General features: G+C 60.7%; 30 protein-coding genes. 11 read left to right on the forward strand and 19 right to left on the reverse strand.

From position 1 onward, the window contains the following. Window positions 1-57: 57 nt before the first annotated feature. Complete coding sequence (locus SynBMKMC1_RS09335) at window positions 58-1,611, reverse strand: DUF1254 domain-containing protein (protein WP_186471530.1); 1,554 nt, start codon at window positions 1,609-1,611, stop codon at window positions 58-60. 41 nt (window positions 1,612-1,652) lie between these two features. Beyond that, window positions 1,653-3,242 (reverse strand): DUF1254 domain-containing protein, encoded by a 1,590-nt coding sequence (locus SynBMKMC1_RS09340; RefSeq protein ID WP_186471531.1) that lies wholly within the window; start codon window positions 3,240-3,242, stop codon window positions 1,653-1,655. Between the two features lie 234 nt (window positions 3,243-3,476). Here SynBMKMC1_RS09340 and SynBMKMC1_RS09345 point away from each other — a divergent pair, with 234 nt between their 5' ends. Next, complete coding sequence (locus SynBMKMC1_RS09345) at window positions 3,477-3,869, forward strand: hypothetical protein (protein ID WP_186471532.1); 393 nt, start codon at window positions 3,477-3,479, stop codon at window positions 3,867-3,869. Between the two features lie 50 nt (window positions 3,870-3,919). Here SynBMKMC1_RS09345 and SynBMKMC1_RS09350 read toward each other — a convergent pair whose 3' ends face one another. Beyond that, window positions 3,920-5,071 carry a DUF1254 domain-containing protein gene (locus tag SynBMKMC1_RS09350; protein ID WP_186471533.1) on the reverse strand — a complete coding sequence of 384 codons (1,152 nt, stop codon included), beginning with the start codon at window positions 5,069-5,071 and terminating at the stop codon, window positions 3,920-3,922. Between the two features lie 47 nt (window positions 5,072-5,118). Then, window positions 5,119-6,237: a DUF1254 domain-containing protein gene (locus tag SynBMKMC1_RS09355; protein ID WP_186471534.1), complete on the reverse strand. Its 1,119-nt coding sequence runs from the start codon at window positions 6,235-6,237 to the stop codon at window positions 5,119-5,121. A gap of 130 nt (window positions 6,238-6,367) precedes the next feature. On the opposite strand from SynBMKMC1_RS09355, the gene cbiE reads away from it, so the two are divergent. Both cbiE and SynBMKMC1_RS14710 read left to right on the forward strand, forming a co-directional pair. Next, window positions 6,368-7,621, forward strand: a complete 1,254-nt coding sequence (gene cbiE / locus SynBMKMC1_RS09360) for a precorrin-6y C5,15-methyltransferase (decarboxylating) subunit CbiE (protein ID WP_186471535.1) — start codon at window positions 6,368-6,370, stop codon at window positions 7,619-7,621. A 35-nt stretch (window positions 7,622-7,656) separates the two neighbouring features. After that, on the forward strand, window positions 7,657-7,779 hold the full coding sequence (locus SynBMKMC1_RS14710) for a hypothetical protein (RefSeq protein ID WP_255440098.1): 123 nt from the start codon (window positions 7,657-7,659) through the stop codon (window positions 7,777-7,779). Between the two features lie 42 nt (window positions 7,780-7,821). On the opposite strand, the gene SynBMKMC1_RS09365 is transcribed toward SynBMKMC1_RS14710, so the two are convergent. The 5 genes from SynBMKMC1_RS09365 to pheS form a co-directional block, all read right to left on the reverse strand. Beyond that, complete coding sequence (locus tag SynBMKMC1_RS09365) at window positions 7,822-8,274, reverse strand: DUF192 domain-containing protein (RefSeq protein ID WP_186471536.1); 453 nt, start codon at window positions 8,272-8,274, stop codon at window positions 7,822-7,824. Next, the gene (locus SynBMKMC1_RS09370) at window positions 8,274-8,969 is read right to left on the reverse strand and encodes a winged helix family transcriptional regulator (protein ID WP_186471537.1); all 696 of its coding nucleotides are present in this window, start codon (window positions 8,967-8,969) and stop codon (window positions 8,274-8,276) included. Before SynBMKMC1_RS09370 ends, SynBMKMC1_RS09365 begins: the two co-directional genes overlap by 1 nt. Beyond that, window positions 8,966-9,874: an NAD(+) kinase gene (locus SynBMKMC1_RS09375; protein WP_186473411.1), complete on the reverse strand. Its 909-nt coding sequence runs from the start codon at window positions 9,872-9,874 to the stop codon at window positions 8,966-8,968. The genes SynBMKMC1_RS09370 and SynBMKMC1_RS09375 overlap by 4 nt, the downstream gene beginning before the upstream one ends. A gap of 87 nt (window positions 9,875-9,961) precedes the next feature. Then, the gene (locus tag SynBMKMC1_RS09380) at window positions 9,962-11,605 is read right to left on the reverse strand and encodes an AarF/ABC1/UbiB kinase family protein (protein WP_186471538.1); all 1,644 of its coding nucleotides are present in this window, start codon (window positions 11,603-11,605) and stop codon (window positions 9,962-9,964) included. 98 nt (window positions 11,606-11,703) lie between these two features. Then, on the reverse strand, window positions 11,704-12,711 hold the full coding sequence (pheS, locus tag SynBMKMC1_RS09385; protein WP_186471539.1) for a phenylalanine--tRNA ligase subunit alpha: 1,008 nt from the start codon (window positions 12,709-12,711) through the stop codon (window positions 11,704-11,706). A 71-nt stretch (window positions 12,712-12,782) separates the two neighbouring features. On the opposite strand from pheS, the gene surE reads away from it, so the two are divergent. Then, window positions 12,783-13,592 (forward strand): 5'/3'-nucleotidase SurE, encoded by an 810-nt coding sequence (gene surE, locus SynBMKMC1_RS09390; RefSeq protein ID WP_011933611.1) that lies wholly within the window; start codon window positions 12,783-12,785, stop codon window positions 13,590-13,592. Here the strand turns inward: surE and SynBMKMC1_RS09395 are convergent. Next, on the reverse strand, window positions 13,577-14,137 hold the full coding sequence (locus tag SynBMKMC1_RS09395; protein WP_011933612.1) for a DUF3611 family protein: 561 nt from the start codon (window positions 14,135-14,137) through the stop codon (window positions 13,577-13,579). The two genes, surE and SynBMKMC1_RS09395, sit on opposite strands and share 16 nt — an antisense overlap. A gap of 59 nt (window positions 14,138-14,196) precedes the next feature. Between SynBMKMC1_RS09395 and SynBMKMC1_RS09400 the strand changes: the two genes are divergently transcribed. Then, window positions 14,197-15,123: a bifunctional riboflavin kinase/FAD synthetase gene (locus SynBMKMC1_RS09400; protein WP_186473412.1), complete on the forward strand. Its 927-nt coding sequence runs from the start codon at window positions 14,197-14,199 to the stop codon at window positions 15,121-15,123. Here the strand turns inward: SynBMKMC1_RS09400 and SynBMKMC1_RS14715 are convergent. Next, entirely contained in the window at window positions 15,111-15,239 is a 129-nt protein-coding gene (locus SynBMKMC1_RS14715) for a hypothetical protein (protein WP_255486411.1), read from the reverse strand. The genes SynBMKMC1_RS09400 and SynBMKMC1_RS14715 overlap by 13 nt on opposite strands. 20 nt (window positions 15,240-15,259) lie before the next feature. Between SynBMKMC1_RS14715 and SynBMKMC1_RS09405 the strand changes: the two genes are divergently transcribed. The 5 genes from SynBMKMC1_RS09405 to SynBMKMC1_RS09425 all read left to right on the forward strand — a co-directional run bounded on the left by SynBMKMC1_RS09405 (window position 15,260) and on the right by SynBMKMC1_RS09425 (window position 18,052). Further along, window positions 15,260-16,321 carry a thiamine phosphate synthase gene (locus tag SynBMKMC1_RS09405; RefSeq protein WP_186471540.1) on the forward strand — a complete coding sequence of 354 codons (1,062 nt, stop codon included), beginning with the start codon at window positions 15,260-15,262 and terminating at the stop codon, window positions 16,319-16,321. Window positions 16,322-16,335: 14 nt separating this feature from the next. Further along, the gene (thiS, locus tag SynBMKMC1_RS09410; RefSeq protein ID WP_186471541.1) at window positions 16,336-16,542 is read left to right on the forward strand and encodes a sulfur carrier protein ThiS; all 207 of its coding nucleotides are present in this window, start codon (window positions 16,336-16,338) and stop codon (window positions 16,540-16,542) included. Window positions 16,543-16,567: 25 nt separating this feature from the next. Next, entirely contained in the window at window positions 16,568-17,542 is a 975-nt protein-coding gene (locus SynBMKMC1_RS09415) for a DUF1517 domain-containing protein (RefSeq protein ID WP_186471542.1), read from the forward strand. Window positions 17,543-17,636: 94 nt separating this feature from the next. Beyond that, the gene (locus SynBMKMC1_RS09420; RefSeq protein ID WP_186473497.1) at window positions 17,637-17,804 is read left to right on the forward strand and encodes a hypothetical protein; all 168 of its coding nucleotides are present in this window, start codon (window positions 17,637-17,639) and stop codon (window positions 17,802-17,804) included. A gap of 101 nt (window positions 17,805-17,905) precedes the next feature. Next, a complete protein-coding gene (locus tag SynBMKMC1_RS09425; protein WP_186473498.1) occupies window positions 17,906-18,052 on the forward strand; it encodes a hypothetical protein in 147 nt (48 codons plus the stop codon). Here the strand turns inward: SynBMKMC1_RS09425 and larB are convergent. The 6 genes from larB to era are packed head-to-tail and all read right to left on the reverse strand — an operon-like array spanning window position 18,049 to window position 21,811. Then, complete coding sequence (gene larB / locus SynBMKMC1_RS09430; protein WP_186471543.1) at window positions 18,049-18,714, reverse strand: nickel pincer cofactor biosynthesis protein LarB; 666 nt, start codon at window positions 18,712-18,714, stop codon at window positions 18,049-18,051. The two genes, SynBMKMC1_RS09425 and larB, sit on opposite strands and share 4 nt — an antisense overlap. Continuing rightward, window positions 18,711-19,172: a TIGR03792 family protein gene (locus SynBMKMC1_RS09435; RefSeq protein WP_186471544.1), complete on the reverse strand. Its 462-nt coding sequence runs from the start codon at window positions 19,170-19,172 to the stop codon at window positions 18,711-18,713. Before SynBMKMC1_RS09435 ends, larB begins: the two co-directional genes overlap by 4 nt. Further along, window positions 19,169-19,651 carry a 2-C-methyl-D-erythritol 2,4-cyclodiphosphate synthase gene (ispF, locus tag SynBMKMC1_RS14720; protein WP_011933621.1) on the reverse strand — a complete coding sequence of 161 codons (483 nt, stop codon included), beginning with the start codon at window positions 19,649-19,651 and terminating at the stop codon, window positions 19,169-19,171. Before ispF ends, SynBMKMC1_RS09435 begins: the two co-directional genes overlap by 4 nt. Then, window positions 19,652-20,380 carry a tRNA (guanosine(37)-N1)-methyltransferase TrmD gene (gene trmD / locus SynBMKMC1_RS14725; protein WP_255486154.1) on the reverse strand — a complete coding sequence of 243 codons (729 nt, stop codon included), beginning with the start codon at window positions 20,378-20,380 and terminating at the stop codon, window positions 19,652-19,654. 6 nt (window positions 20,381-20,386) lie between these two features. Then, window positions 20,387-20,848, reverse strand: coding sequence for a phycobiliprotein lyase (locus SynBMKMC1_RS09445; protein WP_186471545.1), 462 nt, complete (start codon window positions 20,846-20,848; stop codon window positions 20,387-20,389). 24 nt (window positions 20,849-20,872) lie between these two features. After that, a complete protein-coding gene (gene era, locus SynBMKMC1_RS09450; protein ID WP_011933624.1) occupies window positions 20,873-21,811 on the reverse strand; it encodes a GTPase Era in 939 nt (312 codons plus the stop codon). 72 nt (window positions 21,812-21,883) lie between these two features. On the opposite strand from era, the gene SynBMKMC1_RS09455 reads away from it, so the two are divergent. Beyond that, a complete protein-coding gene (locus SynBMKMC1_RS09455) occupies window positions 21,884-22,405 on the forward strand; it encodes a hypothetical protein (RefSeq protein WP_186471546.1) in 522 nt (173 codons plus the stop codon). Between the two features lie 384 nt (window positions 22,406-22,789). Here the strand turns inward: SynBMKMC1_RS09455 and SynBMKMC1_RS09460 are convergent, their stop codons facing one another. Then, window positions 22,790-23,524 carry a Bax inhibitor-1 family protein gene (locus tag SynBMKMC1_RS09460; protein WP_186471547.1) on the reverse strand — a complete coding sequence of 245 codons (735 nt, stop codon included), beginning with the start codon at window positions 23,522-23,524 and terminating at the stop codon, window positions 22,790-22,792. Between the two features lie 52 nt (window positions 23,525-23,576). Beyond that, complete coding sequence (locus tag SynBMKMC1_RS09465; RefSeq protein ID WP_186471548.1) at window positions 23,577-24,608, reverse strand: PhoH family protein; 1,032 nt, start codon at window positions 24,606-24,608, stop codon at window positions 23,577-23,579. Window position 24,609 lies beyond the last annotated feature (1 nt).

Raw genomic sequence — 24,609 nt, forward strand, 5'->3', positions numbered from 1 at the left:
TGTGCGAAACAGTCAGAGCGTGAGCATGACGTCAGTGGAGAGCCATGCCTGCCATGGTCAGGTTTTTTCAATCGCTCCCAGCTTCCAGGAGCGGTCAAACCACTCCTGACCTGGCCCGTAAAGACGGAAGATGCCGAACCAACCCTTTCCTGGAACCGTCTTCACCCAGTTGGCCTCTTTGCCAGCAGGGGCTTCAGGGCCGAAATACAGATCAATGCTGCCGTCGGCATTCTTGGCCATCTCGGGATTGCGCTTGTTGTTTTTGCTGGGGTAGGGCATCTCCTTGCTCTGCAACATGGAGCGGGTTTGCGGGTCGTAAACAACAAACGACCAGAACCTCTTCGCAGGGGGATTGGCAGGGATGTTGAGTTTGTAGGTTTTGGAGCCATCCAGATAGGCACCACTACTGTCCCGAGAACTGAAGGCGTACTGCGAACCCACACCAGGAAGTTCCAGCACCATCGCCGGAGTATTCACTGTGGCGAGATAGAAGAACAGGGTGCGTCCATCCATGTCACGCCCACCTTTGCCGCCATTGACGACATAGTCATGGTTTCCGCCTGGGAAGCCGGTTTGCCAGTAGCCGGCTTTACCGGGATAGATATAGGCCTTGGGATCCTGCGGAGCAAACAGAATCGAACGTGCCGTGGCATTACCGATGGCAACTGCTTCAGTCAGCAGTGCTTTTTGTTCCTTCGATGGCTTAAACGGCTTCCCTTTTTGAATACCGATTGCTGAAGCCATCCCCAGGAGTTCAGGAGAGAACACCTCCGAGGGCTCACGCTGGATCACATCATTGAGTTCTTCGTAGAACTTGAAGTCATTGGCATGGATCGTGTTCACGTCTGAACCGGTAAGGTTCGTGAACGTGTTGGCAGGCGGGTTGTTCCTTTCAGCGAAGGGATACACCTTGAGGCCATTCATGAATGCCGCTTTTGCTGTATCGGGCTTGCCTTGCTGATCGAGGAAGCCCCGAAGGATCAGCCAGTTGATCTTGCTCGGGGTTCTGGCCACGAAATAGCCCTCCGTGCTAGCCGGAGCTTCCTGACCAGGACCAAGGATCAAATACTTGCCGCCCTTGCCTTTATCTGGACCAGGGCCGCCCATATCTACAACAAAACGGAAGAAGGCATCATTGACAGTTCCAGGCCCTGTACCCGGGGGAACTTCCACCACAACAGGACCTTCACTGAGATCCAAAAAGGCTGAGGCGTACACCGTGTCGGTGTTCCCAGTGAGCCAGAGGGATGTGGAGCTCATCAGCTCTTCGAACAACCCGATGTCTCGATTCGGCTTCAAGCCATAGCCATCACGGTGACCGACATAGAGCATCTCGAGGGATGCTGCAGGAATGAAGTTCAGGAATGTCTGAACACCACGGCCAAGGTCGACCTGACGGCGTGCCTTGCGCATGGTTTCATCATCGGGGAAACCATCGAAATAATTGAATGTGCCGATTCGGGTTTGAACCGAATCCGGCGTCAACACATCCCCAGGGATTGGCGTGTTGTAGCCCTTGGGAATGAGGCTGTTGGCTTTGAGAACAACCCCACTTCCGGCTACGAGCAGAGCGGAAGCGAGAACAAGCTGAAGGCGGGTGAAGCGTTTCATGGGAGAGCGAAAGGTGGGAGAAATTTCAGGAATGACAGGGCTCACTTGACCTGCTCGATGTCGTTGAGCTGCCAGGTTTTGTCGAACCAAGGTTGAAGCGGGCCATAGAGACGGAAGACAGCGAACCAGCCCTTACCAGGAACCGTTTGAATCCAATTCGCTTCCATACCTTTCGGCGCTGAGGGGCCGAAATAGAGATCAGTGGTTCCGTCAGCATTCACAACCATGTCTTGATTGCGCTTGCTGTTCTTACTGGGAAGAAGCTGATCGGTCTGCAGCTCAGACCGGGTCTGAGGGTCATAAACAACCATCGACCAGAAATCCTTCGCCGGAACATCGGCCTCAACCGTTAATTTGTAGGTCTTGCTGCCATCGAGATAGGCGCCAGTGGAATCTGTAGCCACCACCCCGTACTGGGAGCCAACACCCACCATCTTCAGCACCATCGCTGGCGTGTTGACGGTGTATCCCCAGAAGAAATTATTGCGAGCGTCGAGATTCCGACCTCCTTTACCGCCATCAATCAACCATTCGTAGCTCCCACCACCAAACGGTGTGAACCACTGCTTACCTTCGTAGAAATAAACCTCGGGGTTGCGGGGTTTGCCCATGTCAGCGCGCACATAAGCCACTCCCACCTGTACCGCCTCCTCCAGGAGTTCTCGATCCTGTGCGCTGGGTGCAAAAGGCTTGCCTTTTTCCAGACCAATCGATGACGCCAAACCTCTTAATTCAGGATCAAGCAGATTAATCGGCTCCCGCTGAATCACAGTGTCGAGCTCTTCAAAGAAGTGGAAATTATTCGCATGAACCGTATTAAATACACCTTCACCTCCTTGAATAAAGGTCATTGCTGGAGGGTCATCTTTCTGCGAAAGCGGGTAGAGCCTTAGGCCTTTCTTATAGTTCGCAACAGCCTGATCTGGCTTACCCTCATCATCGAGAAAGGCTCTTAAAATCAACCAATTGGAGTAACTGGGAGAGCGGAAAACGAAATAACCATCTGTATTCTCAGGCTCCTTATCGTCAGGGCCGAGGATCAGATACTTACCGCCTTTGCCCTTGTCCGGCCCGGGAGCTCCGGTATCAGCCACGAAGCGGAAGAATGCATCATTGATGGTGCCAGGGCCAAGACCTGCCGGAATCTCGATCACCAACGGCCCTGTATTCTTCAAATTGAAGAAGGTGGACCCATACACCGTATCGGTGTTACCCGTGAGAAAGAGGGGGTTTGAATTCAGTGGGGCCATCAACATGACCTTGGTGTGATCCGTCACTCCCTGAGAGGCATGCCCAGCCCGCAACATCTCGATGCTGGCCGCGGGCATCAAGGTAAGGAACGTCTCATAAGCCCTGATGAACTTGAGGTTGTCGAAGCTGGCCTTGGCAGTGGCCGCATCGGGCATGCCATCAAAGAAGTTGAACGTACCGGCACTGGTTTTCACCGTATCCGGCGTCATCAGCTCCTTCGGAATAGGCGATGTATACCCCTTAGGGACATCACCGCTGCCTTTATTCAAAGACTGATTGCCTCCACCAGCCTTACTGGAAAAGCCCACAGCGAGCAAAGCAGCAAGGGTGACAGTGGAGAGTCCTTTGAAAACCGGACTCAGCCGACGCGTCATGGTCATCCGAAGACAGAATTCACTATTTGGAAGTTAGGGACAACTTCCAGAGGCGTCAGTCAAGGAACGTTTAATCATGATCCCATTCGGGCAATGGTTTCAAAGGAAAGCTCTGTTGTTCCATCTGTTCAATCTTTACAGCTCAACCAGTGCAGACAAAAATCGCAAGTTTTCCCAAACAAGACCAGCGCAAACTGTTCAGCGCGAGCAAACTGAGCCTAAGAAGCACTTCTCTTCAACATGAAAGGAACCCAAGCCATGGCCTATGCCATGGGAGCTATCTTCATCCTTGGCGAGACTGCACGTCGAGGCCTCGACTATTTCGCCATCAACGCCACAACGATGCTTGAGGACTATGGCTCAGGCATTTTGTTACTTCTGGCTGCCGCGGCCTGCACGGCCAAACGAAGCCAATCCTCCATGTATCTCGCAGGGGCATGGGGATACAGCGCAGGCGGAATGTTTGTACCCTTCTTTGCTCATCTGGAGGCCTACTTGAGAGGCGCTACCTTTAGGCCTGATCACCCGATTGACGATGTTAGTGGGATCATCGTGAAAGGAGTGATCTGGGGCATCTGTGTTGTCGCCTTCACTGCAAGCCTGCGCGACCGATCAGCAACATTCAAGTCCTGATGCTGAGGGCCCTATCAAGAGGGGCCCTCAACCAAAACGAAACCAGCCAGCTATTGAGCTAACTGCAATTCAGGCCGCTCCCAACTACCGTCGAAATAGGCAGGCTTGGGTTTGTAGATGCGCAAGGTGGCATTCCATCCTGGATAGATTGCAAGATAGTTGTCTTGGTTTTCATCACCACCAAAGTGAACAACAACCTCACCTTGGTCATTCATTTTCGCAAAGGCACTGTTCAAATTGAACGGCTCACCCGTGGGGAAGCCCTCCTTGTCGTACACAGTCAACGACCAGAAGGCATTATCACCATTGGGAACATCTTTAAGGGTGAGTATCTGTGGGTCCGTTGATGTGGGTGTGTAGAAGAGGTACACCGCTCCCTCTTTGGGAAGTCCACCAATGCCAACGGCGACTCCCATATTGTTCTGCTCAGGAGAGACGACTCCCTTCCGCCCATACAAGGCCTCCGACTGGATCCCCTTCTCGTTGCGCTCCTTGTTGTAGTCGGCGCGCAGGGCAAGCATTTGCTCCTTATTCCATTGGTTGGGCTGAATGAAGGTCCCTTTTTGTGCCTGCTTCACCGCAAGCTTGGCCTGCAAGGCCTGCGCCTTCGCAACATCAGCTGGGTCCTGAATGTTCACACCGGTACGGAAGGCCACCGTTGCATAGCGACTGCCAACGGCCTCCTTGGTGAGCTTGTATTCACCGGGATCTTGATGCACATAGGTATACCCTTCATCATTCACAACCATGGCGCTCTGATAACGACCACCCGTTTCAGGCAATGTGATCGTGGCTGGGCTGTTGAGATCAAGAACCAACCAGGAATAGAGGGTATCGAAATTAATCCGGATCACCGTTCGATCCTTGGGATCAGCAGCCTTGCTGTCGTTCCACAACACCCCCACACCTCCACTGCAGGTGGCCTTGGCAATTTTGCCCACATAAGCGGCCATCACGGTTTGGGTTTCTGCTGCGGCGTAGTTGGCCTTGGTAACGGGCACAACCTCTTCACTTTGGATCTCAACGGCAGGCTTCGGGCAATCCCCCGGCTTGGGCACTTGCGATGGAGATGATGCTTTTGCTGTTGCATCAGATTGTGCATCAGAGGATGCATCGGGAGCTTTAGTCTGAGCGCATCCACCGGCGATCAGAGCGACACCAAGCAGGGCCGCAGCAGCAGAATTGGGAAAATTTTTGACCATGAATTCAAGGCAATGAAAAACTTAAAGATGCATATCAAAGCAATGAATTACTTTGCAGGCTCAAGCTGAGGCGGTGTCCAACTTCCATCGAAATAGGCCTCGGTCGGCGAGTAAATCCGCAGAGCAACATTCCAACCCGGATAGATATCAAGGTAATTATCCTGGCTCTTATCTCCACCCAAGTGAATCACATATTCTCCATTCCCATTCTTTTTGGCAAACGCACTGTTAACATTATAGTTTTCACCGGTTGAAAACCCCTTCTGGTCATAGACAGTCACTGACCAGAAGGCACGGGGATCACTGGGAACATCTTTCAAAGTGAGCGTGTGAGGCTCAGTTGAATTGACCACTTTGGGGAAGGGATAAACGGCTCCCTCTTTGGGAAGGCCGCCCCAGCCAACAGCAACACCAAAGTTACGCAATTCCTCTGTCAATTCACCCTTCTTTCCGAACGCCATCTCTGACGTCACACCTTCAGGTTCCCGACGCTTGTTGTAATCCTCACGCAAAGCAAGGATCTCCTTCATGTCGTATTTCTTCTTCGAGACAAATTCACCTTTCTTGGCTTGCTCAAGCTTGATCCCATCCTGCGCAGCAGCTGCTTTCTTGAGATCCTCTGGATCCTGCACATTCACCTGCGTACGCACGAAAGCAAAGGCATAGCGACTGCCAACTGACTCCTTGGTCAACTCATAACGGCCTGGTTTGTCACTGATCAGGGGAATCCAATGCTCATCATCGATGACTTCGAGAATCTGGTAGCGATCCGTATCAGGAAGGACCACGGTGGCGGGGCTCTCGAGATCGAGCACCGCGAAGGAATAGAGGGTGTCGAAATTGGGGCGCAGGATGGTGCGCTCTTTTGGATCCATGGCTGCGCGCTGGTGGAGGAACACACCAACGCCAGCGCTGCAGGTGCCCTTGGCGATCTTGCGGACATAATCCGCCAGAATCACTTCAGTTTCGGCAACGGCGTAATTGGCTTTGGTCACCGGTGTCACGGTTGTGCCCTCCTGAACCACCGCTGCTTTCGGACAGTCGCTGCCAGTCGAAGCCGTCTTGCTCTCCTCCGACTTGCCGCAGGAGGTCACCAACACCCCTGCTGTGATGGCTGAGGCCAAAAGCGCAAGGGAGCTGCGACGGACGAAAGGACGCACTGGCATTGCCAAGGTTCAACACGAACCCTCTCTAGCCAGTGTTTGAAAACGAGTCCGCTAAGTGCAAGGCCTCCCACCAGAGATTTGCCTGATTGGGACCAGCGCCACCAAGGGCACCCATCAGCACAATGAAGTGATGATCGATGTGATCGGGACCGACGCCGGCGCCCCTGCGTCCCTACCTCCGATGCACCAAAGCCTGGTGCAGAACGCTGACCTGGTGGCAGCGCCAAAACGCTTGCTGCCCCAGCTTGTGGATTGGCTCGACAGTCGCGCCGACGACCAGCAGCGCTTGGTCAGCGATGACCCGATTGCCCTCAGTGACGCCCTCGGCCCCCTGGCGCCAACCCTGCGGATTGTGGTGCTGGCCAGTGGCGATCCTCTCTGGTTCGGGATTGGTCGTGTGTTGATTGAGCGGCTGGGCAGCGAGCGGCTGCGTTTCCACCCAGCCCCCTCCTCCATGCAGCTGGCCTTCGCCCGCCTGGGCAGACCCTGGCAGGGAGCCGAATGGATCAGCCTGCACGGCCGTGATCCCAGCTCTCTTGCCCAGCGGTTGCAGAAACGGCCAGCCTCCCTGGCGGTGCTCACCGATCCAGGCCGAGGAGGCGTCGAAGAGGTCCGCGCGACTCTGCGCGGCAGCGGCCTCGAACCCAGCTACAGCCTCTGGCTGTGTGAAGCCCTCGGTCACCACGACGAACGCGTGCAGTGCCTCGAAGCAAACCAGCCTTGCCCGGATGACCTTCATCCTCTGCACCTGGTTGTGCTGCTGGCCCAACCTCCCGCCGCATCCGCGCCAGAGGCTCTCCCATTGTTTGGGATTGCCGATGGCGACTACCTGCAGCACGACGACCGCCCCGGGCTGATGACCAAACGGGAGGTGCGCATCCAGCTACTCGCGGATCTCGACCTGCCGGAGCAAGGCGTGCTCTGGGATCTGGGGGCTGGAACAGGGAGTGTGGGCCTGGAGGCCCTGCGCCTGCGCCCGCAGCTGCAGCTGATGGCGATCGAACGACGAAGCGGCGGCGGGGCGTTGATCCAGGCCAATGCCCAACGCCTCGGCGTTGCTCCGGCCTCCGTGCTGGAAGGGGATGCTCTGACGCTGCTGCCTCAGCTTCCAGATCCTGATCGCGTGCTTGTGGGAGGAGGCGGACGCCAACGCGCAACCCTGCTCAAGAGAGTGATCGATCGCCTCAGGCCTGGCGGTGTGGTGGTGATCCCCCTGGCCACCCTGGAGGCGCTGGCCGAACTGCGGTTAGTGCTCGAGCAGGCTGGGCTGCAGCTGCAGATCAGCCAGCAACAGACCTGGCGCGGTCAGCCTCTGGCCGAGGGTACCCGCCTGGCGCCGATGAATCCCGTTCTGATCCTCAAAGGCACGAATGCACGGCCTTGAGCCTCAGAATCAGGCCGAGAACAGCGTCAGCCGTCATGTCGATTCAGAAGAACAAACAGGTGTCCCCGATACGCATGAAGATCACCGTGCTGATCGCCGGCTTCGGGCCGCTGCTGGCCATCGGCCTGTTCCTGCAATCCAAAGGCTTCTTTGGCTGAGGCCAAAACGAACACCAACGTTACGCAAGCGTTACGAAAAAGCTACGGCAATGACACGTTCTCGTGATCAACGTCTTCGATGGCCACAGGAGCGCCGACCTTGATTCCCAGGCGCGCCGCTTCGCCCGCACCGATCTCCACCACACCATCGGCGAAATCCGCCCGCCCGTTGCCATCGGCATCCGCCCAGTAGGACGGGCAGGGGAGTGATCGGCAGACGGGCACAGCAGCGACGATGTCGAGCACCTGTCCGTCCCGTACGAACACCAGATCGAGAGGCGCAAGGGTGTTCAACATCCAGAAGCGCAGGGGGCGAGGCGGACGGGCCGGGAACCACATGCCTCGCAGCGGCGGCAGCGCCGTCCGTTGCATCAAGCCGAGCTGCTGTTCCCTGGGTGTATCGGCCACTTCCAAGGCGATACAGGTCCTTGGCCGAGACTGCAGGCACCAGCGCGCCTCAATGGGCAGGGTTTGCGGTGGTGGTGGCAGCTCCATCAACTGGGGTCGAGTCTTGGCGCACCATCGTTGAGGCAGTAGCCGCGGCCACGGATCGTATGGATCAGCCGCGAGTCCCCCCCCTCTTCCAGCTTCTGACGCAGGTAGCGCACATACACCTCGATCACATTGCTGGAGGCTCCCTGCTCGTCGTTCCAGACCTCGCGCAGGATCCGGTCGCGGCCCACCACCGTGCCCCGCTCCTCCATCAGCAACATCAGCAGGGCATATTCACGGGCCGTGAGGGCAATGGGTCTCTGGCCACGCCGAACCTGCCGGCAGCTGATGTCCACACTCAGGTCACCCACCGTCAGCAACGGACGACGCATCTGACTGCGCTCCTGAATCGCCAGGTGCAGGCGCAGCCTCTGCAACAGGTCGCTGGCCCCACTGGTGGTGAACCAGAAATCATCGGCACCGCAGCTGAAACAGGCCTCACGGGCCTCGATCGTGTCTTCGCTGACGCCGATCAGGATCGGCATCGAGCCAAAGCGGTCTCTGAGCGAGGCCACCTGATCGATCGCATCCGCTCCCACCAAGGCCGCCGCCGGCGCGTCACTGCTGCCAGCCAATCCCGCATGGGATTGGTAGCCCGAGGCCAGAAGCCGGTCCGCCAGGGCCAGAGCCTCCTGGCCCAGCAACAGCACCAAGGGGCGTTGCTCTCTCTTTTGCGTCAGCGGGGCAGGCAGAGTCATGCGCGATCGGGCTTGGCCACATGGGGCAGTCCCCAGCCCAGTTTGTTGCGCAGCACCTGGAAAAACTCGTGGTCTGTGAGCCGAACGAAACGAACGGGATGGTCGCTGCGCCGGATCAGCACCCGGTCTTCCGGCCACACATAACAGCCGGCACTGCCATCCACCACCATCATCAACCGTTCCGGCGTGGCGGGAAACACGGTCACGGGCTCCGCATCGCTGAACACCAGAGCCCGTGACGCCAACGAGTGCGGAGCGATCGGCGTGAGTTGCAGCACCGGACAATCCGGCGTGATCACCGGTCCACCTGCGCTGAGGGCATACGCAGTGGATCCGGTGGGAGTGGAGAGAATGACGCCATCCGCGGAGATATCCACCGGTGCATGGCGACCGATGGCGATCTCGAAGTGACACATGCTCGTGAGCGGTTCACGGTGCAGAGCCATTTCATTGAGAGACAGAGCCTCCCAGCGGCGTTGATCACCGCGCATCACGCTCACCACCAGATTGGCGCGCTCCTCAATCGTCCACTGCTGCGTCAGCACCTGATCCAGGGCCCGATCGAGATCATCGAGGTAAGCCTCAGCCAAAAAGCCGAGGTGCCCGGTGTTGATCGTGAGGATCGGCACGCCCACCGGCGCTGTCTGCCGCGCCGCCGAGAGCACCGTGCCATCTCCCCCGAGCACGATCGCCAGGGCCATCGAAGGGTCAAAACCTTCCGGCACACAGGCGTTGTATCCGAGCATGCGCAGGTGCTGGTCGGGATTGGCGAAGCCCACCATCCCGCCGGAGCTGCTCACCCGCACCACCTCGTGGCCGCCACGCTCCAGGCGCGCCTGAATGGTGGTTGCGGTCTCAACCGCCAATGGCTTGCCGTCATTGACGATCAGTCCAACCCGGGGCACCGACCGCATCACGCAACAGCGGATTCACTTTATGAGAAGGCAGCCCCGACTGTTCCCAGGTGCAAACGTTTGTTGATCCACTGGCAATCAACGGCGGTTGGAGCGGAGCAGGGACACGATCAACCAGAGCCCGAAAAGCGTGGCGCCGATGAACAATCCCTCACTCACATTGCGCAGCAATTCCTGCTGTGCCAGGGACGCCATCAGGGTTGCGCTGAGCAGCAGTGCGGCGACCAGAATCGCCAGAGACACCCGCTGCGACAGCCGCTCCAGCGTGGCGCGCAACGACTCCAGCCCCTCAAGCTGCAGAGCAAACACCAGCTCATCACTACTGAACCGCCGCAGCAGCTGACTGAGTTGACGCGGCGCTTCAAGGGAAAAATTGCGCAGATCCAGGCCGAACTGCATCAAACGCTCCTGCGGCAGCATCACCGAGCGCGCCAGCAGTTGAGCCACCAGGGGCTGCATTTCTCCGGTGAAACTGAACGCAGGGTTGAGCGAGCAGCCCACACCTTCCAAATTGGTGACCGACTTCACAAACAGCCCAAGCGTTCCGGGCACGCGCAAACCCGTGCGGTTCGCCAATTGCAGAAGGTCGGCCAAAAACAGGGCGAAATTGAGCTCTTCCAGGGGTTTGGAGAAGCTGCTGGCTATCAACGCATCCAGCTGGCGCTGGAGTTGTTGCCGGTCCACCTTCACCCCGCGGGCTGCCGGAGCGATCTGTTCCAGCAGATCGGTGGCCCTGGCACCATCCTGATTGATCAGGGCCAGCACCAGATCCAACAGATTGCTGCGAGTGCGCGGGTCGAACACGCCGACCATGCCGGCATCGAGCAGCACCACGCTGCCATCGCTCAACACCTTCAGATTCCCAGGGTGGGGATCGGCATGGAAAAACCCCTCCACGAAGTACTGCTCCACAAAGGCACCCAGCAGGGCCGTGGTGGTAGGGCCAACTCCCGGCCCCTGGCTGAGGGAGAGGCGCGCCTGGTCCGTGAGGATGGCGTCACCATCAATCCACTCCAGCACCAACACCCGCTGACCGGAAAGGTTCTGCACCACCTGGGGCAAGCGCAGCTGCCCCTCGGGAACAAATGAAGAGGCCTCCAGGCAGCGCTCCAATCGCAGGGTGTTCTGAGCTTCGATGCGGAAATCCAGCTCTCGGCCCAAGGCATCCAGCACCTGGTCAGCCAGCCCGACGAAGTCGTACTGACTCCCCAACGCGGTGGCTGAAGCCAAGGCGGCAATTTTGCGCAGCAAGCGGCCGTCCTCAGCCACCTGGGCCTCGATGCCTGGCCGCAGCACCTTCACGGCCACCGGCACTCCATCCTGCAGAGACGCCCGATACACCTGCCCCACACTGCCAGCTGCAATCGGATCGTGGTCGAACGTTCTGAAGGCCTGCGTGACCTCGCTGTTCAGCTGCTCTTCCAGTTGGGGACGCACCCTCTCCCAGGGCACTGGCGGCACGTTGGCCTGCAGATCACTAAGGGCCTCGATGTAGGCCTCACCGAGCAGATCCGGACGGGTGCTGAGCAACTGGCCCAGCTTCACGTACACCGGTCCCAGCTCCGTCAGGATGTTGCACAGCACCGATGGCAAGGGAAGCCTGGTCTCTTCGGCATCACCACGACGCAGAAGCTGGGAGAGAAACGCCCATTCATGCTTCGAGAGAACCTGAACGATCTCAAGGGCTCGCGCGGAACCATCGAACACCGAAAGCACAGACACCGCTCAAGCCGAATCACGTCTCCCCGGATCATGGAGAGAACGCAGAGATCGGGCATCACTCTTCAGCGAAATGCGCCTATTAAGGATCAGCCCTTGCCTCAGAACTGCTCGAGGAAGCGCAGATCGCTGGTGTAGAGCCGGCGGATGTCGTCAATGCCATGGCGGACCATGCAGAAACGCTCCACCCCAAGACCAGCGGCAAAACCGCTCCAGCGCTCCGGATCGAGCCCCAGGCCCTCGAGCACCGCCGGATCCACCATGCCGCAACCCATCACCTCAAGCCAGCGGCCCCGCCATTGCACATCCACCTCAGCTGAAGGCTCCGTAAACGGGAAGTAACTGGCACGGAACCGCACCGGAAGATCGCCGAAAAAGGCCTTGAGGAAGGCCATCACCGTGCCGCGCAGATGGCTGAAATCCAAACCTTCATCGATCGCCAACACCTCCACCTGGTGGAACACCGGAGAATGGGTGGCATCCACAGCATCGCGGCGGTACACGCGCCCGGGGGCCACGATGCGCACCGGTGGTGGGTTGGTTTCCAGATGCCTGATCTGCACCGGTGAGGTGTGTGTGCGCAGCAGCAGGTTGTCTTTCAGATAGAAGGTGTCCTGCATGTCCCGGGCCGGGTGATCCGGAGGGATGTTGAGGGCGGTGAAATTGTGATGGTCGGTCTCCACTTCGGGGCCCTCCTCCACCTGATAACCAAGACCGCAAAACAGATCAACGATCTCCTCAGTGGTGCTGATCAAGGGGTGGCGATGCCCCATGGGAACACCCAGCGGAGGCGCGGTGACATCGAGGGTTTCCGCGGCGATCCGCGCTTCCATCGCCGCCTGTTTCACAGCCAGAAGGCGCTCTCCCAGGAGCGACTGCACCTGGGTTTTCAACACATTGGCGCGCTGACCCACCAGCGGCCGCTCGTTGCCGGGCAACTTGCCCATGGCGCCGAGCACACCGGAGAGTCGACCTTTCTTGCCGAGCAAACCCACCCGCAATTGCTCAAGGGCCTCGGCATCGGCAGCGGCAGCGATGGCCTCAGCCGCTTCGGCCTCAAGGGCCTCCAGCTGATCGGTGAGCTGCTGCAGGGTGACGGTGGCGCTCACGGCTTTGACAAGACGGCAGCTGACTGTAAGCAGTGAGCACGACTAGGTTCGCCCCATCGACTTTTGATTCCATGGCCCCCTTGCGGATCCTGATCAGCAATGACGACGGGGTATTCGCCGACGGCATCCGTGCCCTGGCGGGTGCTGCGGCAGCAGCAGGGCACCAGGTGACTGTGGTTTGCCCCGATCGCGAGCGCTCCGCCACCGGCCATGGACTCACGCTCCAGACTCCGATTCGAGCCGAGAAAGCCGACAGCCTGTTCGATGCGGGCATCAGCGCCTGGGCCTGCAGTGGCACACCCGCCGACTGCATGAAACTGGCTCTGTTTGAACTGATGGATGAGGCACCGGACCTGGTGCTGAGCGGCATCAATCACGGCCCGAATCTGGGAACCGACGTGTTCTGTTCCGGCACCGTGGCTGCGGCGATGGAAGGAACACTCGAGGGGCTGCCGTCAATGGCCATCAGCAGTGCCTGTTTCCAGTGGCGCGACTTCCAGGGTGCTGCCGCCCTGGCGGTGGAGGTGGCCACAGCCGCACTGCGTGATCAGTGGCCTGAGAATCTGCTTCTCAACTTGAACATCCCCCCTTGCCGCCCTGAGGTGATGGGACCTCTGCGCTGGACGCGCCTGTCGATCCGCCGCTACGACGAGCAATTCAGCCCTCGCAAGGATCCCCGCGGCCGCACCTACTACTGGCTTGCGGGGGAAGTGGTGGAAGACCTGGAATCCGGCGGCGATGGCCCGCGGGACTGGCCCACGGATGTAGCCCAGATTGAAGCCAACAGCCCCTCGCTCACACCGATCCAACCGGAGCTGTTTTGGCGTGGCCCCCTCGGCGGTCTTCCTCGCCTGGAGCTCAACGGTCAGCGGGTCCGGTAGATCCGCTGCAGCAGCCAGAGCGAAAACAGCAATCCAATCAGGTGGGCGAACAGCACCTGCGTGTTGCTGAGAACCGAGAGCATCTCCAGGGAGGTGATCGCCAGGTTTTCAGCAACACCCTGGCCACCGATAGCGATCCCTGGCGTCTGCTGGGACGCCTGCACAAACAGGGCGCCAGCGAGCGACTGATAGCCAAGCGCCGCCAGCACCAGCCCCAGCAAATCAGCAAGGATCCCGCGCTTGATCAGGCGACTGGCTTCGGCGCGACTCGGGCGCACACCACTGGCAAGGGCACGCCCCAGGCGCACGATCAGCCAGCCTTGCCAGAGGCTGAACAACAACACAAAAAACGACAGGGTGGTCAGGGACAGGCCCGGACTCAGTCCCACCGCACGGTCTGCGTTCCGGGACAGGCTGCCGCCGATGTTGTTGAAGAGCAGCACCCCCACCACCACCACCCCGAGGGCGGTCTGGATCCAGAAGCGAATCCAGGCTGTTCGCTTCAGGCCGAGGGCCAGCAGCTGGAAATCGAGCCGGTCGGCCATGCGGGCTTGGTCGTCTGTCGTCCAAACTTGCCACCAACCACCGCACCGTGCACGGCCCGTTGATCCCTCTCTGCGCACCTCAGCAGGCCCGCACGCCCACTGCGCTCGCCCTGGGCAGTTTCGATGGTCTCCATGCCGGCCACCGGCGTGTGATCGAGGCCATCACGGCAAACCCAGCAGGCGGCCATCCCACCGTGGTCAGTTTCTGGCCCCACCCCCGGGAGGTTCTGCACGGAGAGCCACGCCTTCGCCTCGATCTCCCGGATGAAAAACTGCATCTGCTCGAGCCCCTGGGGGTCGAACAGCTGGTGCTGGTGCCTTTCACCAAGCAACTGGCGCAACTGAGCGCCGCCGATTTCGTGGATCAAGTGCTGCTATCCACGCTGCAGGCCCGGCACATTGCCGTGGGGGCCAACTTCCGTTTCGGCCGGGGCCGTGAAGGGGACACCGACACCCTGGCGCGGCTGGCCTCGGCGGCTGGGGTGACGGTGAGTGTGGTGCCAATCCTGGAGGACGGGGATGGCCGGATGAGCAGCAGCCGCATCCGCGCAGCGCTCAGTGCGGGAGAGTTGCAGCAGGCCGCCACCCTGCTGGGCCGTGCTTACAGCTTCCAGGGAAAGGTGGTGCGCGGACGGGGACTGGGTCGGGATTTGGGCTGGCCAACGGCCAATCTGCAGGTGGATGGCCGCAAGTTCCTGCCCGGGCTCGGGGTGTATGCAGCCTGGGCCTGGGTGGATGGCCAGGGCACGCAGCTGCCGGCGGTGATGAATCTCGGGCCCCAACCCACCATTGATCCCGGCTCCCCCTCAGCAGTGGAGGTGCATCTCCTCGATGTGGAACGGGAGCTCGTGGGTCGCTCGATCCAGGTGGAACCCGTGCGGCGTCTCCGCGGCCAACAGCGATTTGCTGGGCTCGAAGAGCTCAGCAACCAGATCGGACGGGATGCCGATGCAGCCCGAGACACCCTCAGGGCTCAGGACGGGTAGGCGTTCGCCAATCCCCACACGATGAACACACCGATTCCTCCGAGCAGGATGATTCCCCACACCAGCACGCTCATGGTGCTGTCCGATCCTCCGTTCTCCATCGCCGCGTTAGGCATGAGATCCTGCCCAGAGTGCCATGGAATCGATGCCTGTCGCCCCCAGCACTGATTCGCGTGTGGCAAGGCTGATCGATGCCAACCTCGATCGGGCCCGAGAGGGGCTGCGCGTAATCGAAGACTGGTGTCGGTTTGGCCTCGATCGTCAGGACCTTGTGGTGCCACTCAAGGACTGGCGTCAACAGCTTGGTCAGCTGCATGACGACGCTTACCGACAGGCCCGCTCCACCGCCACCGACGCTGCGGCTGGGTTGGGCCATCCGGCGCAGGACAACCGCAGCGACAGCGTCGCCATCGTGAAGGCCAACGCCAGCCGCGTGCAGGAAGCCCTGCGGGTGATCGAGGAATTCGCCCGCACGGGTGATGCCGTTCTCGCCCGCACGGCGGCCGCCGTGCGCTACGCGCTTTACGACCATGAGGTGCGCATCCTTGAGGCCTGCGGGCACAACCGTCGCCAGCAACAGCTGGCTGACGCCAAGCTTTGCCTGATCACGGATCCCGGCGCCGACGACAACCCTGACCGGCTCATGCACAACGTGAAGGCGGCCCTGGAGTCAGGCGTCACCCTGGTGCAGTACCGGCGCAAACACGGCTCCGATGGCCTGCGGCTTCAGGAGGCACAGCAACTGGCGCAGCTCTGCCGAGCGCACAACGCCCTGTTCATCGTGAATGACCGCATCGACCTCGCCCTGCTCGTGAATGCCGACGGTGTTCATCTCGGCCAGGAGGATCTGCCGCAGCACGAGGCCCGTCGTCTTCTCGGCAACGAGAAGCTGATCGGACGCAGCACCCATGCGCTGGCACAGCTTGAGGCAGCGCAACAGGAAGGGGCGGATTATGCGGGCGTAGGGCCGGTATTCGCCACCGCCACCAAAGCCGATCGCCAACCCGCCGGACTGAACTGGGTGAAGGAAGCCTGCGCAGCAGCCCGCATTCCCTGGTTCGCCATTGGCGGGATCACGGCCACAACCCTGCCGCGGGTGCGTGAGGCGGGCGCCCAGCGTGTGGCGGTGGTGAGCGCGATCATGGCGTCAGAGGATCCGGCGTCTGCCAGCCGGCAACTGCTGGATCTGCTCACCTGAACCGTCGATCCGCCATGCAACTCACCGTGAATGGAGAGGCACGGGAGCTCAATGGAGCCCTCACCCATCTCGATCAGGTCATCGACGCCCTCGGGCATCACCCCAGGTTGGTGGTGGTGGAATTCAATGGCCTGATCCTGACGCCCGAACGCTGGCGAACCCAACCCGTTCAGGACGGTGACAGCCTGGAGATCGTCACCATTGTTGGAGGTGGTTCCTAGGATCAGCTCAGTTTTTGACGTCGTTTTGGCCCATTCGCCGAACCGCCTTTCCAACCGTGCGCTCCATCGCTTGCTCTCGGGCCTGATGGTGCCAGTGCTGCTGGTGGGTCTTCTGTTGCTGTCTCCCCTTCCCAGTGAAGCGGCCCGTGGTGGCCGGATCGGAGGCGGCAGCTTCCGGGCGCCCAGCATGCCCCGCAGCGGTGGTTACGGCGGTGGCGTAAGGGGCGGCTACAACGGCGGCTACGGCAGGGGCTACGGCGGTGGTTTCGGCTTCCCCTTCATCATCCCGATCTTCGGTTTCGGCGGTGGTGGCCTCCTGGGATTCCTCGTGCTAATGGCGATTGTCGGGGTGCTGGTGAATGCGGTCCGCGGAGGCGGCGGACGCCCGGCCCTCGGCGGTGGAATCGGTGGGAGCGACGGCCCCCGGGAGATCCCCATGGGTCCGGTATCGCTGTTGCAACTGCAGATCGGCCTTCTGGCCAGCGCCAAAGATCTGCAAAGCGATCTGCGCGCTCTGGCCTCCTCGGCAGATACCAGCTCCTCCAGCGGCCTGCAGCGGGTGCTCCAAGACACCACGCTGGCCCTTTTGCGTCAGCCGGATCTTTGGGTTTACGCCAATGCCGAATCGGGCAGCGTTCCTTTCAACGCCGCTGAATCCACGTTCAATCGTCTCTCGATGACCGAGCGCAGCAAGCTGCGTGAAGAGCTCACCACCAACGTGGGCGGCGTGCGCTCGAACGTTGACACGATCGCGAGCCGCGGGGATGCCGACGCCACCAATGAATTCATCGTGGTGACGCTCCTGGTGGCGAGCCGCCGCTCCGTGACTCTCAAGAAAGCCGACAACGGCGAGGACCTGCGTGAAACCTTGCGCATCCTGGGATCAACCGCATCGAGCGATCTCATCGCTCTCGAGGTGATCTGGCAACCCGACGGTGCCGGCGACGTGCTCAGCGCCGATGAGCTGGTGACGGCCTATCCCAATCTCCAACATCTCTGATCAGGTTTAAGGAAATCTTCCGCAGAATCGATGTCATGAAACGCGAAAAAAGCGCATGACATCGATAGGTTTAAATCACTACTAAGCAACAGTCTTGGCCCCTGCATCCCGTCCAGATCCACGATCAATGCAGTGGCAGACCAACGGAGAACTCGATCGCAACGATCTCGATGAGCTGGTGCGCGCGCTCAGGGTCGTTGAATCCCCCTCCCACAGCAACGAGCTCTGTCGCTTGGGACGCAAGCACGAGCAAGTGTCCTGAAGCGATTCCGGATCTCCAACCGTCCCTCTTGCCCGTTTGGAAGTCAGCCAGCACCGTGCGGTTGCTGCTTGCACAGAATGCCGGCCCGAACGCCTTCCTGGGTGAATTCCACCGTGCTGATGGAAGCGCTTCAGCGCTATCAGCAGAATCGTCTACCCCGTCCTCTGCGTCTTTGGGTGGAAGCCACGCTGGAGATTGATCCCGAAGCCCCCGTGACCAACCTCTTGCCCGATCCATTCACGCACTAATCCTTCCAACCTCTGCCCCGAAGAATGCGCAACGCGGCCATCGCAGCGCCGTAGCCATTGTCGATATTCACCACCGTGAGGCCAGGGGCGCAACTCGCCAGCATGCCCTCGAGGGCGGCACGCCCACCCGCACTCACGCCGTAGCCCACGGACACCGGCACACCGATCACCGGCTGTGGCACCAACCCGGCGAGCACCGTGGGCAGAGCTCCTTCCATCCCGGCGCAGGCAATCAACACATCCAAGGGCTGCAGCGATGGCAGCACCGCCAGGAGTCGATGCAGGCCAGCCACGCCCACATCGAGCATCACCTCGGTGGCCACTCCATGCACCTGCAAGGCGAGTTCCGCTTCAGCGGCAACGCGTCGATCGCTTGTGCCGCCACTGAGAACGCCCACCGTCACCCCCGATGACGGGGTGGGGAGCAATCCATCCGTGAGGCAGCTTGCATGGCGATGCCATTGCACGGCAGGCAAGGCCTCCACAACCGCAGCAGCCTTGACAGGGTTCACCCGAGTGACCAGAGCCAACTCACCCGCAGCCCGCAGGCTGCGCAGGATGGCCACGATCTGCTCGGCACTTTTGTGCTCACCCCACACGGCCTCCACCATCCCCAGGCGCTGTCGGCGCTGAAGGTCGAGCCGGGCCTCCTTCACTGTCACTGAGGGAGAAGCTCGCCTTCATAGACCAGGGGGAAAGGATTCTCCTGACCCTGGACCTGACCCAGCACCTCACGGGCGATCCTTTCGAACCGCTCCTGCACGGCCTCCACCTCCTCCTGAGGAATCGCCTTCCAGTCCTCGCGGCTGCTCCAGCGGATCAGCAGCGTGCCCTCTTCTGTGCGCGGATCCCACAGCAGATCCCGACCGAGAAATCCCTTCTGCTTGGCGAGCCAGGGCTCCCAGCTCTGCTGCTCAGCCTTCATCCAGGCATCCCTTGCCTGATCCGGAACCTGGATGCGCAGGTGCTCCACCACGGCAACGTCATAACCACCCTCGGGGTCAGCGAAGGCCTTGAGGCGGAGATTGTCGTGTCCGGCCAATGCGATCACCAGTGCCAAACAAGGTCCGGCAACCCTAAACAGCGCACGGCGCAGCCTGCTGCAAAGGATCGTGATCATTGGCTGAGCAGGGCAACGGCATGACAAGAAATACCTTCTTCACGTCCTTCGGGACCCAGGCGTTCATTGGTGGTGGCCTTCACACCCACCTGCTCAGGCGCAATCCCCATCGCCTCAGCAATGGCGGTGCGCATGGCCTCGATGTGCGGTTTGAGTTTGGGGCGTTCAGCAATCACCACGGAATCCACATTCACCACCTGCCAGCCGCGCTGCTGAATCAGTGCCACAACCTGGCGCAGCAGCTCCAGGCTGTCCGCCCCCTTCCACTGGGGATCCGTGGGCGGAAAGTACAAACCGATGTCCCCCAGGGACAACGCCCCGAGCAGAGCATCCATGATCGCGTGCACCAGCACATCGGCATCGCTGTGGCCATCAAGCCCCACACCATCGGGGTGCTCAAGGCGCTGACCACCGAGAATCAAGGGCCTACCGGCCACCAGCCGATGGATGTCGTAGCCGTTGCCGATGCGAAGCGTCATTCAGGCCCTGTGCTCTGAGTCATTGTCCGCGCCGAAGCGCTGCTGCCAGCGTTGCATCAGATCCGGTCGGCGCGCCGCCGTTCGCTGCTCCCGCTGCTCCTGACGCCAGCGGGCAATGGCGCCATGATCGCCGCTGCGCAACACCTCAGGCACCCCCATCCCGCGAAACTCAGCTGGACGGGTGTAGTGCGGGTGCTCCAGCAGGCCATCACTATGGCTTTCCTCCACAAGGGATTCAGCACTGCCAACCGTCCCCGGTAGCAGACGCACCACACCATTGATGATCGTCATCGCCGGCAACTCTCCACCGGTGAGCACATAGTCGCCAAGGGACACCTCCTCATCAGCAAGGGTTCGGATGCGCTCATCAAACCCCTCGTAATGGCCACAGAGCAGCACGAGCTGATCGTGGTCAGTGGCCCAACGCTGCAGATCCGCTTGCTGCAACGGATGTCCCTGGGGCGTCATCAGCAGCACGCGGCGACGCCCGCAAACAGGAATCGCGTCGAAGGCCGCAAACACCGGTTCAGGCTTGAGCACCATGCCCGCGCCGCCACCGTAGGGCTCATCATCAACCTTGCGGTAGCGATCGCTGGCGTGATCGCGCGGATTGTGGAGAACCAGCTCCGCGCGACCAGCGTGAAAAGCGCGCCCGATCACCCCCAACTCACCCATGGGCGCAAAGGCCTGCGGGGCCAGGGTCACCACATCGAGCCGGTACGGAGCCATCGCTGATCAGGGCTGCGGCGGAGACACGCGCCGAATCTCCGAGCAGAAACGGGCTTGCACGGGGGTTCCCTCCGCCGCCGTGGCTGTGGTGCTGCGCAGCCGCAGGTTGGGCTTGATGAACCAGATGCGCTCGAGCAAGCGGGTGTCGCCTTCCATCACCTCCAATTCCACACTGGCATCAGGCCGAAACTGCCAGTGCCCCAGGCGTTCTGAAGCCTGCGAGCGTAAGGTCAGCGCACCATCAGCGGCAAACAGCAGCTCGCTGGATGCCCCATCAGCCGCTTCCACGGTGAGCGCCCAGGTTGAACCCTGGCGCGCCGCGTTCACGGTGACCTCACCGCGGTCGCTGGTGTGCCATTGGTCCTCGGCAGCCTCCAGATCGAACCGGCTGCGCAGGCTCATCCAGCGACCCGCACACATTTGCAGAAAGGCCTCCAGATCGGCCGGGGGGAAAGCGGTTTCATCCATGGGTCCATCCTCGCAGGGCAGGGGTCAACGCCCCTCTTCGGCGTACCCCAGCTCGGCAAGCCTCTGGGGCTTGCTGCGCCAGTCGGGGACGACCTTCACGAACAACTCCAGATACACCGGACCATCAATCAGGGTCTGCATCTGCAAGCGCGCCCCCTGGCCGATGGCCTTGAGCATGGCGCCACCCTTGCCGATCAGGATGCCCTTCTGACTCTTGCGCTCCACCAGCACAGTGGCCAGCACCGCAGTTCGGCCCCCTCCTTTGCCTTTCGACGGCATCTCCTCCACCCTGTCGATGCTGACCGCCACACTGTGCGGCACCTCCTCCCGGGTGAGCAGCAGCACCTGCTCACGAATCAGTTCGGCCATCAACAGCCGTTCCGGCTGGTCGCTGACCATCTCCGGTGGATAGAGCTGGGGCCCTTCGGGCATCAAGGCACTGACGGCTTGCACGAGCTCAGGGCAGCCTTCACCCGTGAGCGCGCAGCAATGATGAATGGGCCAGCCCGACTCCGCCAGTAAATCGCGGTAAGCCGCATCGGCTTCCGGTCGCTGTGCCGTGGGGACCTGATCCCATTTGTTGAGCACGACCTGCACCGGCAGCCGTTGCTGACGCAGGAGATTGACGATGAAGGCATCCCCGCGGCCCGGGGGCTCGCAGCCCTCCAACAACAGAAGCACCTGATCCACCTCCCCGATCGCCGAGCGAGCGCTCTGCACCAGGCGTTCTCCCAGTAGGTGGTGGGGCTTGTGGATCCCAGGTGTGTCCACCAGGATCAATTGAGCCTCGTCGGTGGTGAGGATTGCGCGCAAGCGGTTGCGCGTGGTCTGGGCCACAGGAGAGGTGATCGCCACCTTGTCGCCCACCAGCTGATTCACCAGCGTGGACTTACCGACATTGGGACGTCCGATCAGGGCCACAAAGCCGGAGCGGTGACCCGCCGCTGATGGAGTGACTTGCATGGACCCAGTCTGCGCGGTCGCGGCCCTGGCCGATTCAGAGAAATAGCCTGATGGGGCGGGCACGACTTGGCCATGACAGACCGAACCCCCAGTTTCCAGGAGGCGATGGAGATCGCCGCCACCTGGTTGAAACAGTGGGATGACGAGGAGATCAGCGATGAGGTGATGGCGGATCGCGCGGCCGAACTGGTCGCCAGCCGCGACGGTGCCAGGGGCTTCTTTGTGGTGAGCCTCGCCGGCGAGAGCAGCTTGATGGACCGACTGCCGGACCCTCTCGTGATCAAGTTGCGTGAAGCGGGCGATGGGGTGGTGGATCTCACCGCACGCAATCTGGCCATGAGCGCGGCGATGGTGGTGCACCACCGCAACAACGGCGATGAGGCCCAAGCCCTGGGATCCGAGCGGGTGAATCAGCGCTGCACCGAACTGCTCCGTCAGCTCGACAGCCACCGGGTGAAGGAGCGACTGGAAACTTTGCTCGATGCAGCCAGCCACAGCCGTGGCGACGACCTCAGCTTCCTCGAGCGCTGGGGGTACGACGACGATCAGAAAGCAGCGATCGGCGACGCCGTTCAGGCCGTCGCAGAGACATGACAAGCACCAAACCGTCCACACCAGATCTGGTGTGAGTCAGCAACAAAAAAGCCCAAAGCGTGAAGCTTTGGGCCGGGTGATGGGGAAACCTGACCATAGCCAGAGATCTGACCAAAATCCAGCACCACATCTGGTGGCTGCGAACATGAAGGAACGTGATGCAGCACTATTAGAGCAATCTGAAGGTGAGACGCATCCTGTGATCAGCCCCTTATCGTGATGGCTCAACGGCCGGGTGATGGGGATCAGTCGGCTTAGTTCCCGGGAGTTGTCCCGGGTTTTTTATGGCCAATCGCCGGGACGCACCGGCAAACTTTGGCCCAAAAAAAGCCCCGGCGCAGGGCCGGGGCTCAACATCTGAAGCTCGCGTTCAGCACCTTGGCATCAGTCGCGGCGACCACCACCCTGGAGCGCGATCACCAAGCGAAGAATGAAGATGAACAGGTTGATATAGGTGAGATACATCCCCAGAGCACCGGCCAGGTACTGATCATCCCGGTACGTGCGAGGCATGGTGTAGAAGTCCACAAAGGCCATGCCCACGAAGATCACCGTGCCCAGGCCTGCAATCGCCAGGTTGGTGGCGGCGTAGATGCCGGGAATGAAGAAGCCGGCCACGAAAATGCCGACCATGGCGATGATCAGCCCCATCAAACCGAGGCCCACCACAGCCGTGAGCGCCTGACCGACGCTGTCGCTCATGCGCCGGCCCACCACAGAGGCGACCACAAAGGTGAGGCCAGTGGCCAGTGCTGCAATGCCGATGGAGGCCACACCCGCCACAGCGATCGCTTGCACAACGAGGCCCGTGAGCGTGAAGCCCGTGAGAAGGCTGAACGCTGCCATCAAGGGCAAGGCTGTGCCGTTGTTCGCTTTGCTGGCCGCGTTCTGGGCCACAAAAAACAGAATGAACCAGGGAATGATCGCGACAAGCGACAGCCCGTTGAAGGCTTGAAAGCCGATGGAGGCCATGGTGGCCATACCGCCCACAACGCCCGCTGCCGTCAGAGCCATGCCGCCTCCCACGTAGGGGAGGGCTTTGTTCACCACGTTGGGCCCAACGAGGGCGCTGGATTGCGCCTCGCGAATGGCGTTTTGGAAATTGCTGCTGGCTGGCATACCGCCCCAGATCACTGAAAATATCTTGCCAGCGACAACAGGGTTGTGGGCTTTATCTCGGTGCGGATCTCCCCATCGAACGGCGCGCAGGGGCCCCATCCCGGCGGGGATGGGTTTTGTCGCGACGGGCATAGGCCTCCACCACCCGCTGAACCAGGGGATGGCGCACCACATCGGCGGCGGTGAGGCGGCAAACAGCCACCCCCTCCACGCCATCGAGCACCTCGGAGGCTTCCACCAAACCACTCAGCTGACCTGGCGGCAGATCCACCTGGGTGATGTCACCGGTCACCACCATGCGCGAGCGCTCCCCCAACCGGGTCAGCACCATGCGCATCTGCGCCGGCGTTGTGTTCTGAGCCTCATCGAGAATCACGAACGACTCCGCCAGCGTGCGACCGCGCATGTAAGCGAGCGGGGCCACTTCAATCACGCCTTTCTCAAGCATGGCGGCCGTTTTTTCAGGGCCCAGCAGCATGTGCAAGGCGTCGTACAGAGGCCTCAGATAGGGATCCACCTTCTGCTGAAGGTCTCCGGGCAAAAAACCCAAGCGCTCCCCTGCTTCCACCGCGGGTCGGGTGAGCACCAAGCGCTCCACTTTGCGCTCGGTGAGCATGCGCACGGCCAAAACCGTGGCCAGAAACGTCTTTCCTGTGCCTGCTGGTCCAAGAGCAAACGTGAGATCGTTGCGCTCCATCGCTTCCACGTAGGTCTTCTGACGCAACGTGCGTGGACGCAAAAGAGCCCCCCGTTGATTTTTGGCCAGCACTTGCTGGCCCATGGCGTCGTGCTCGCGATCCCGTCCTGTGTCCAGAGCCTGCAAAGCCGATTGCAGATCCACCTGGGAAATCGACTCACCCTCCTGCCAAAATTTGCGCAGCAGTTCCACCGTTGCCGCCGTGCGCTCCAACTGGCTTGGACGGCCTTGGATCACAAGCTGCAATCCACGGATCACCAGAGAGGAACCGGTCAGAGCCTCCAGTTGACGGAGGGTCTGACCGGCAGGGCCTCCCGTGAGAGCAAGGACGGCTTCTGTATGGGGAAGGTCAAAGACGAAGCAACCGTCTGAGGCAGCCTCGGACATG

Source organism: Synechococcus sp. BMK-MC-1 (assembly GCF_014279955.1).
GTDB lineage: Bacteria > Cyanobacteriota > Cyanobacteriia > PCC-6307 > Cyanobiaceae > Synechococcus_C.

Coding starts and splice junctions, on each gene's coding strand:
- SynBMKMC1_RS09335 (WP_186471530.1), bottom strand. CDS start 1,611: ATGAAACGCTTCACCCGCCTTCAGCTTGTTCTCGCTTCCGCTCTGCTC.
- SynBMKMC1_RS09340 (WP_186471531.1), bottom strand. CDS start 3,242: ATGACCATGACGCGTCGGCTGAGTCCGGTTTTCAAAGGACTCTCCACT.
- SynBMKMC1_RS09345 (WP_186471532.1), top strand. CDS start 3,477: ATGAAAGGAACCCAAGCCATGGCCTATGCCATGGGAGCTATCTTCATC.
- SynBMKMC1_RS09350 (WP_186471533.1), bottom strand. CDS start 5,071: ATGGTCAAAAATTTTCCCAATTCTGCTGCTGCGGCCCTGCTTGGTGTC.
- SynBMKMC1_RS09355 (WP_186471534.1), bottom strand. CDS start 6,237: ATGCCAGTGCGTCCTTTCGTCCGTCGCAGCTCCCTTGCGCTTTTGGCC.
- cbiE (WP_186471535.1), top strand. CDS start 6,368: ATGATCGATGTGATCGGGACCGACGCCGGCGCCCCTGCGTCCCTACCT.
- SynBMKMC1_RS14710 (WP_255440098.1), top strand. CDS start 7,657: ATGTCGATTCAGAAGAACAAACAGGTGTCCCCGATACGCATGAAGATC.
- SynBMKMC1_RS09365 (WP_186471536.1), bottom strand. CDS start 8,274: ATGGAGCTGCCACCACCACCGCAAACCCTGCCCATTGAGGCGCGCTGG.
- SynBMKMC1_RS09370 (WP_186471537.1), bottom strand. CDS start 8,969: ATGACTCTGCCTGCCCCGCTGACGCAAAAGAGAGAGCAACGCCCCTTG.
- surE (WP_011933611.1), top strand. CDS start 12,783: ATGGCCCCCTTGCGGATCCTGATCAGCAATGACGACGGGGTATTCGCC.
- SynBMKMC1_RS09395 (WP_011933612.1), bottom strand. CDS start 14,137: ATGGCCGACCGGCTCGATTTCCAGCTGCTGGCCCTCGGCCTGAAGCGA.
- SynBMKMC1_RS14715 (WP_255486411.1), bottom strand. CDS start 15,239: ATGCCTAACGCGGCGATGGAGAACGGAGGATCGGACAGCACCATGAGC.
- SynBMKMC1_RS09405 (WP_186471540.1), top strand. CDS start 15,260: ATGGAATCGATGCCTGTCGCCCCCAGCACTGATTCGCGTGTGGCAAGG.
- thiS (WP_186471541.1), top strand. CDS start 16,336: ATGCAACTCACCGTGAATGGAGAGGCACGGGAGCTCAATGGAGCCCTC.
- SynBMKMC1_RS09435 (WP_186471544.1), bottom strand. CDS start 19,172: ATGATCACGATCCTTTGCAGCAGGCTGCGCCGTGCGCTGTTTAGGGTT.
- ispF (WP_011933621.1), bottom strand. CDS start 19,651: ATGACGCTTCGCATCGGCAACGGCTACGACATCCATCGGCTGGTGGCC.
- trmD (WP_255486154.1), bottom strand. CDS start 20,380: ATGGCTCCGTACCGGCTCGATGTGGTGACCCTGGCCCCGCAGGCCTTT.
- SynBMKMC1_RS09445 (WP_186471545.1), bottom strand. CDS start 20,848: ATGGATGAAACCGCTTTCCCCCCGGCCGATCTGGAGGCCTTTCTGCAA.
- era (WP_011933624.1), bottom strand. CDS start 21,811: ATGCAAGTCACTCCATCAGCGGCGGGTCACCGCTCCGGCTTTGTGGCC.
- SynBMKMC1_RS09455 (WP_186471546.1), top strand. CDS start 21,884: ATGACAGACCGAACCCCCAGTTTCCAGGAGGCGATGGAGATCGCCGCC.
- SynBMKMC1_RS09460 (WP_186471547.1), bottom strand. CDS start 23,524: ATGCCAGCCAGCAGCAATTTCCAAAACGCCATTCGCGAGGCGCAATCC.
- SynBMKMC1_RS09465 (WP_186471548.1), bottom strand. CDS start 24,608: ATGTCCGAGGCTGCCTCAGACGGTTGCTTCGTCTTTGACCTTCCCCAT.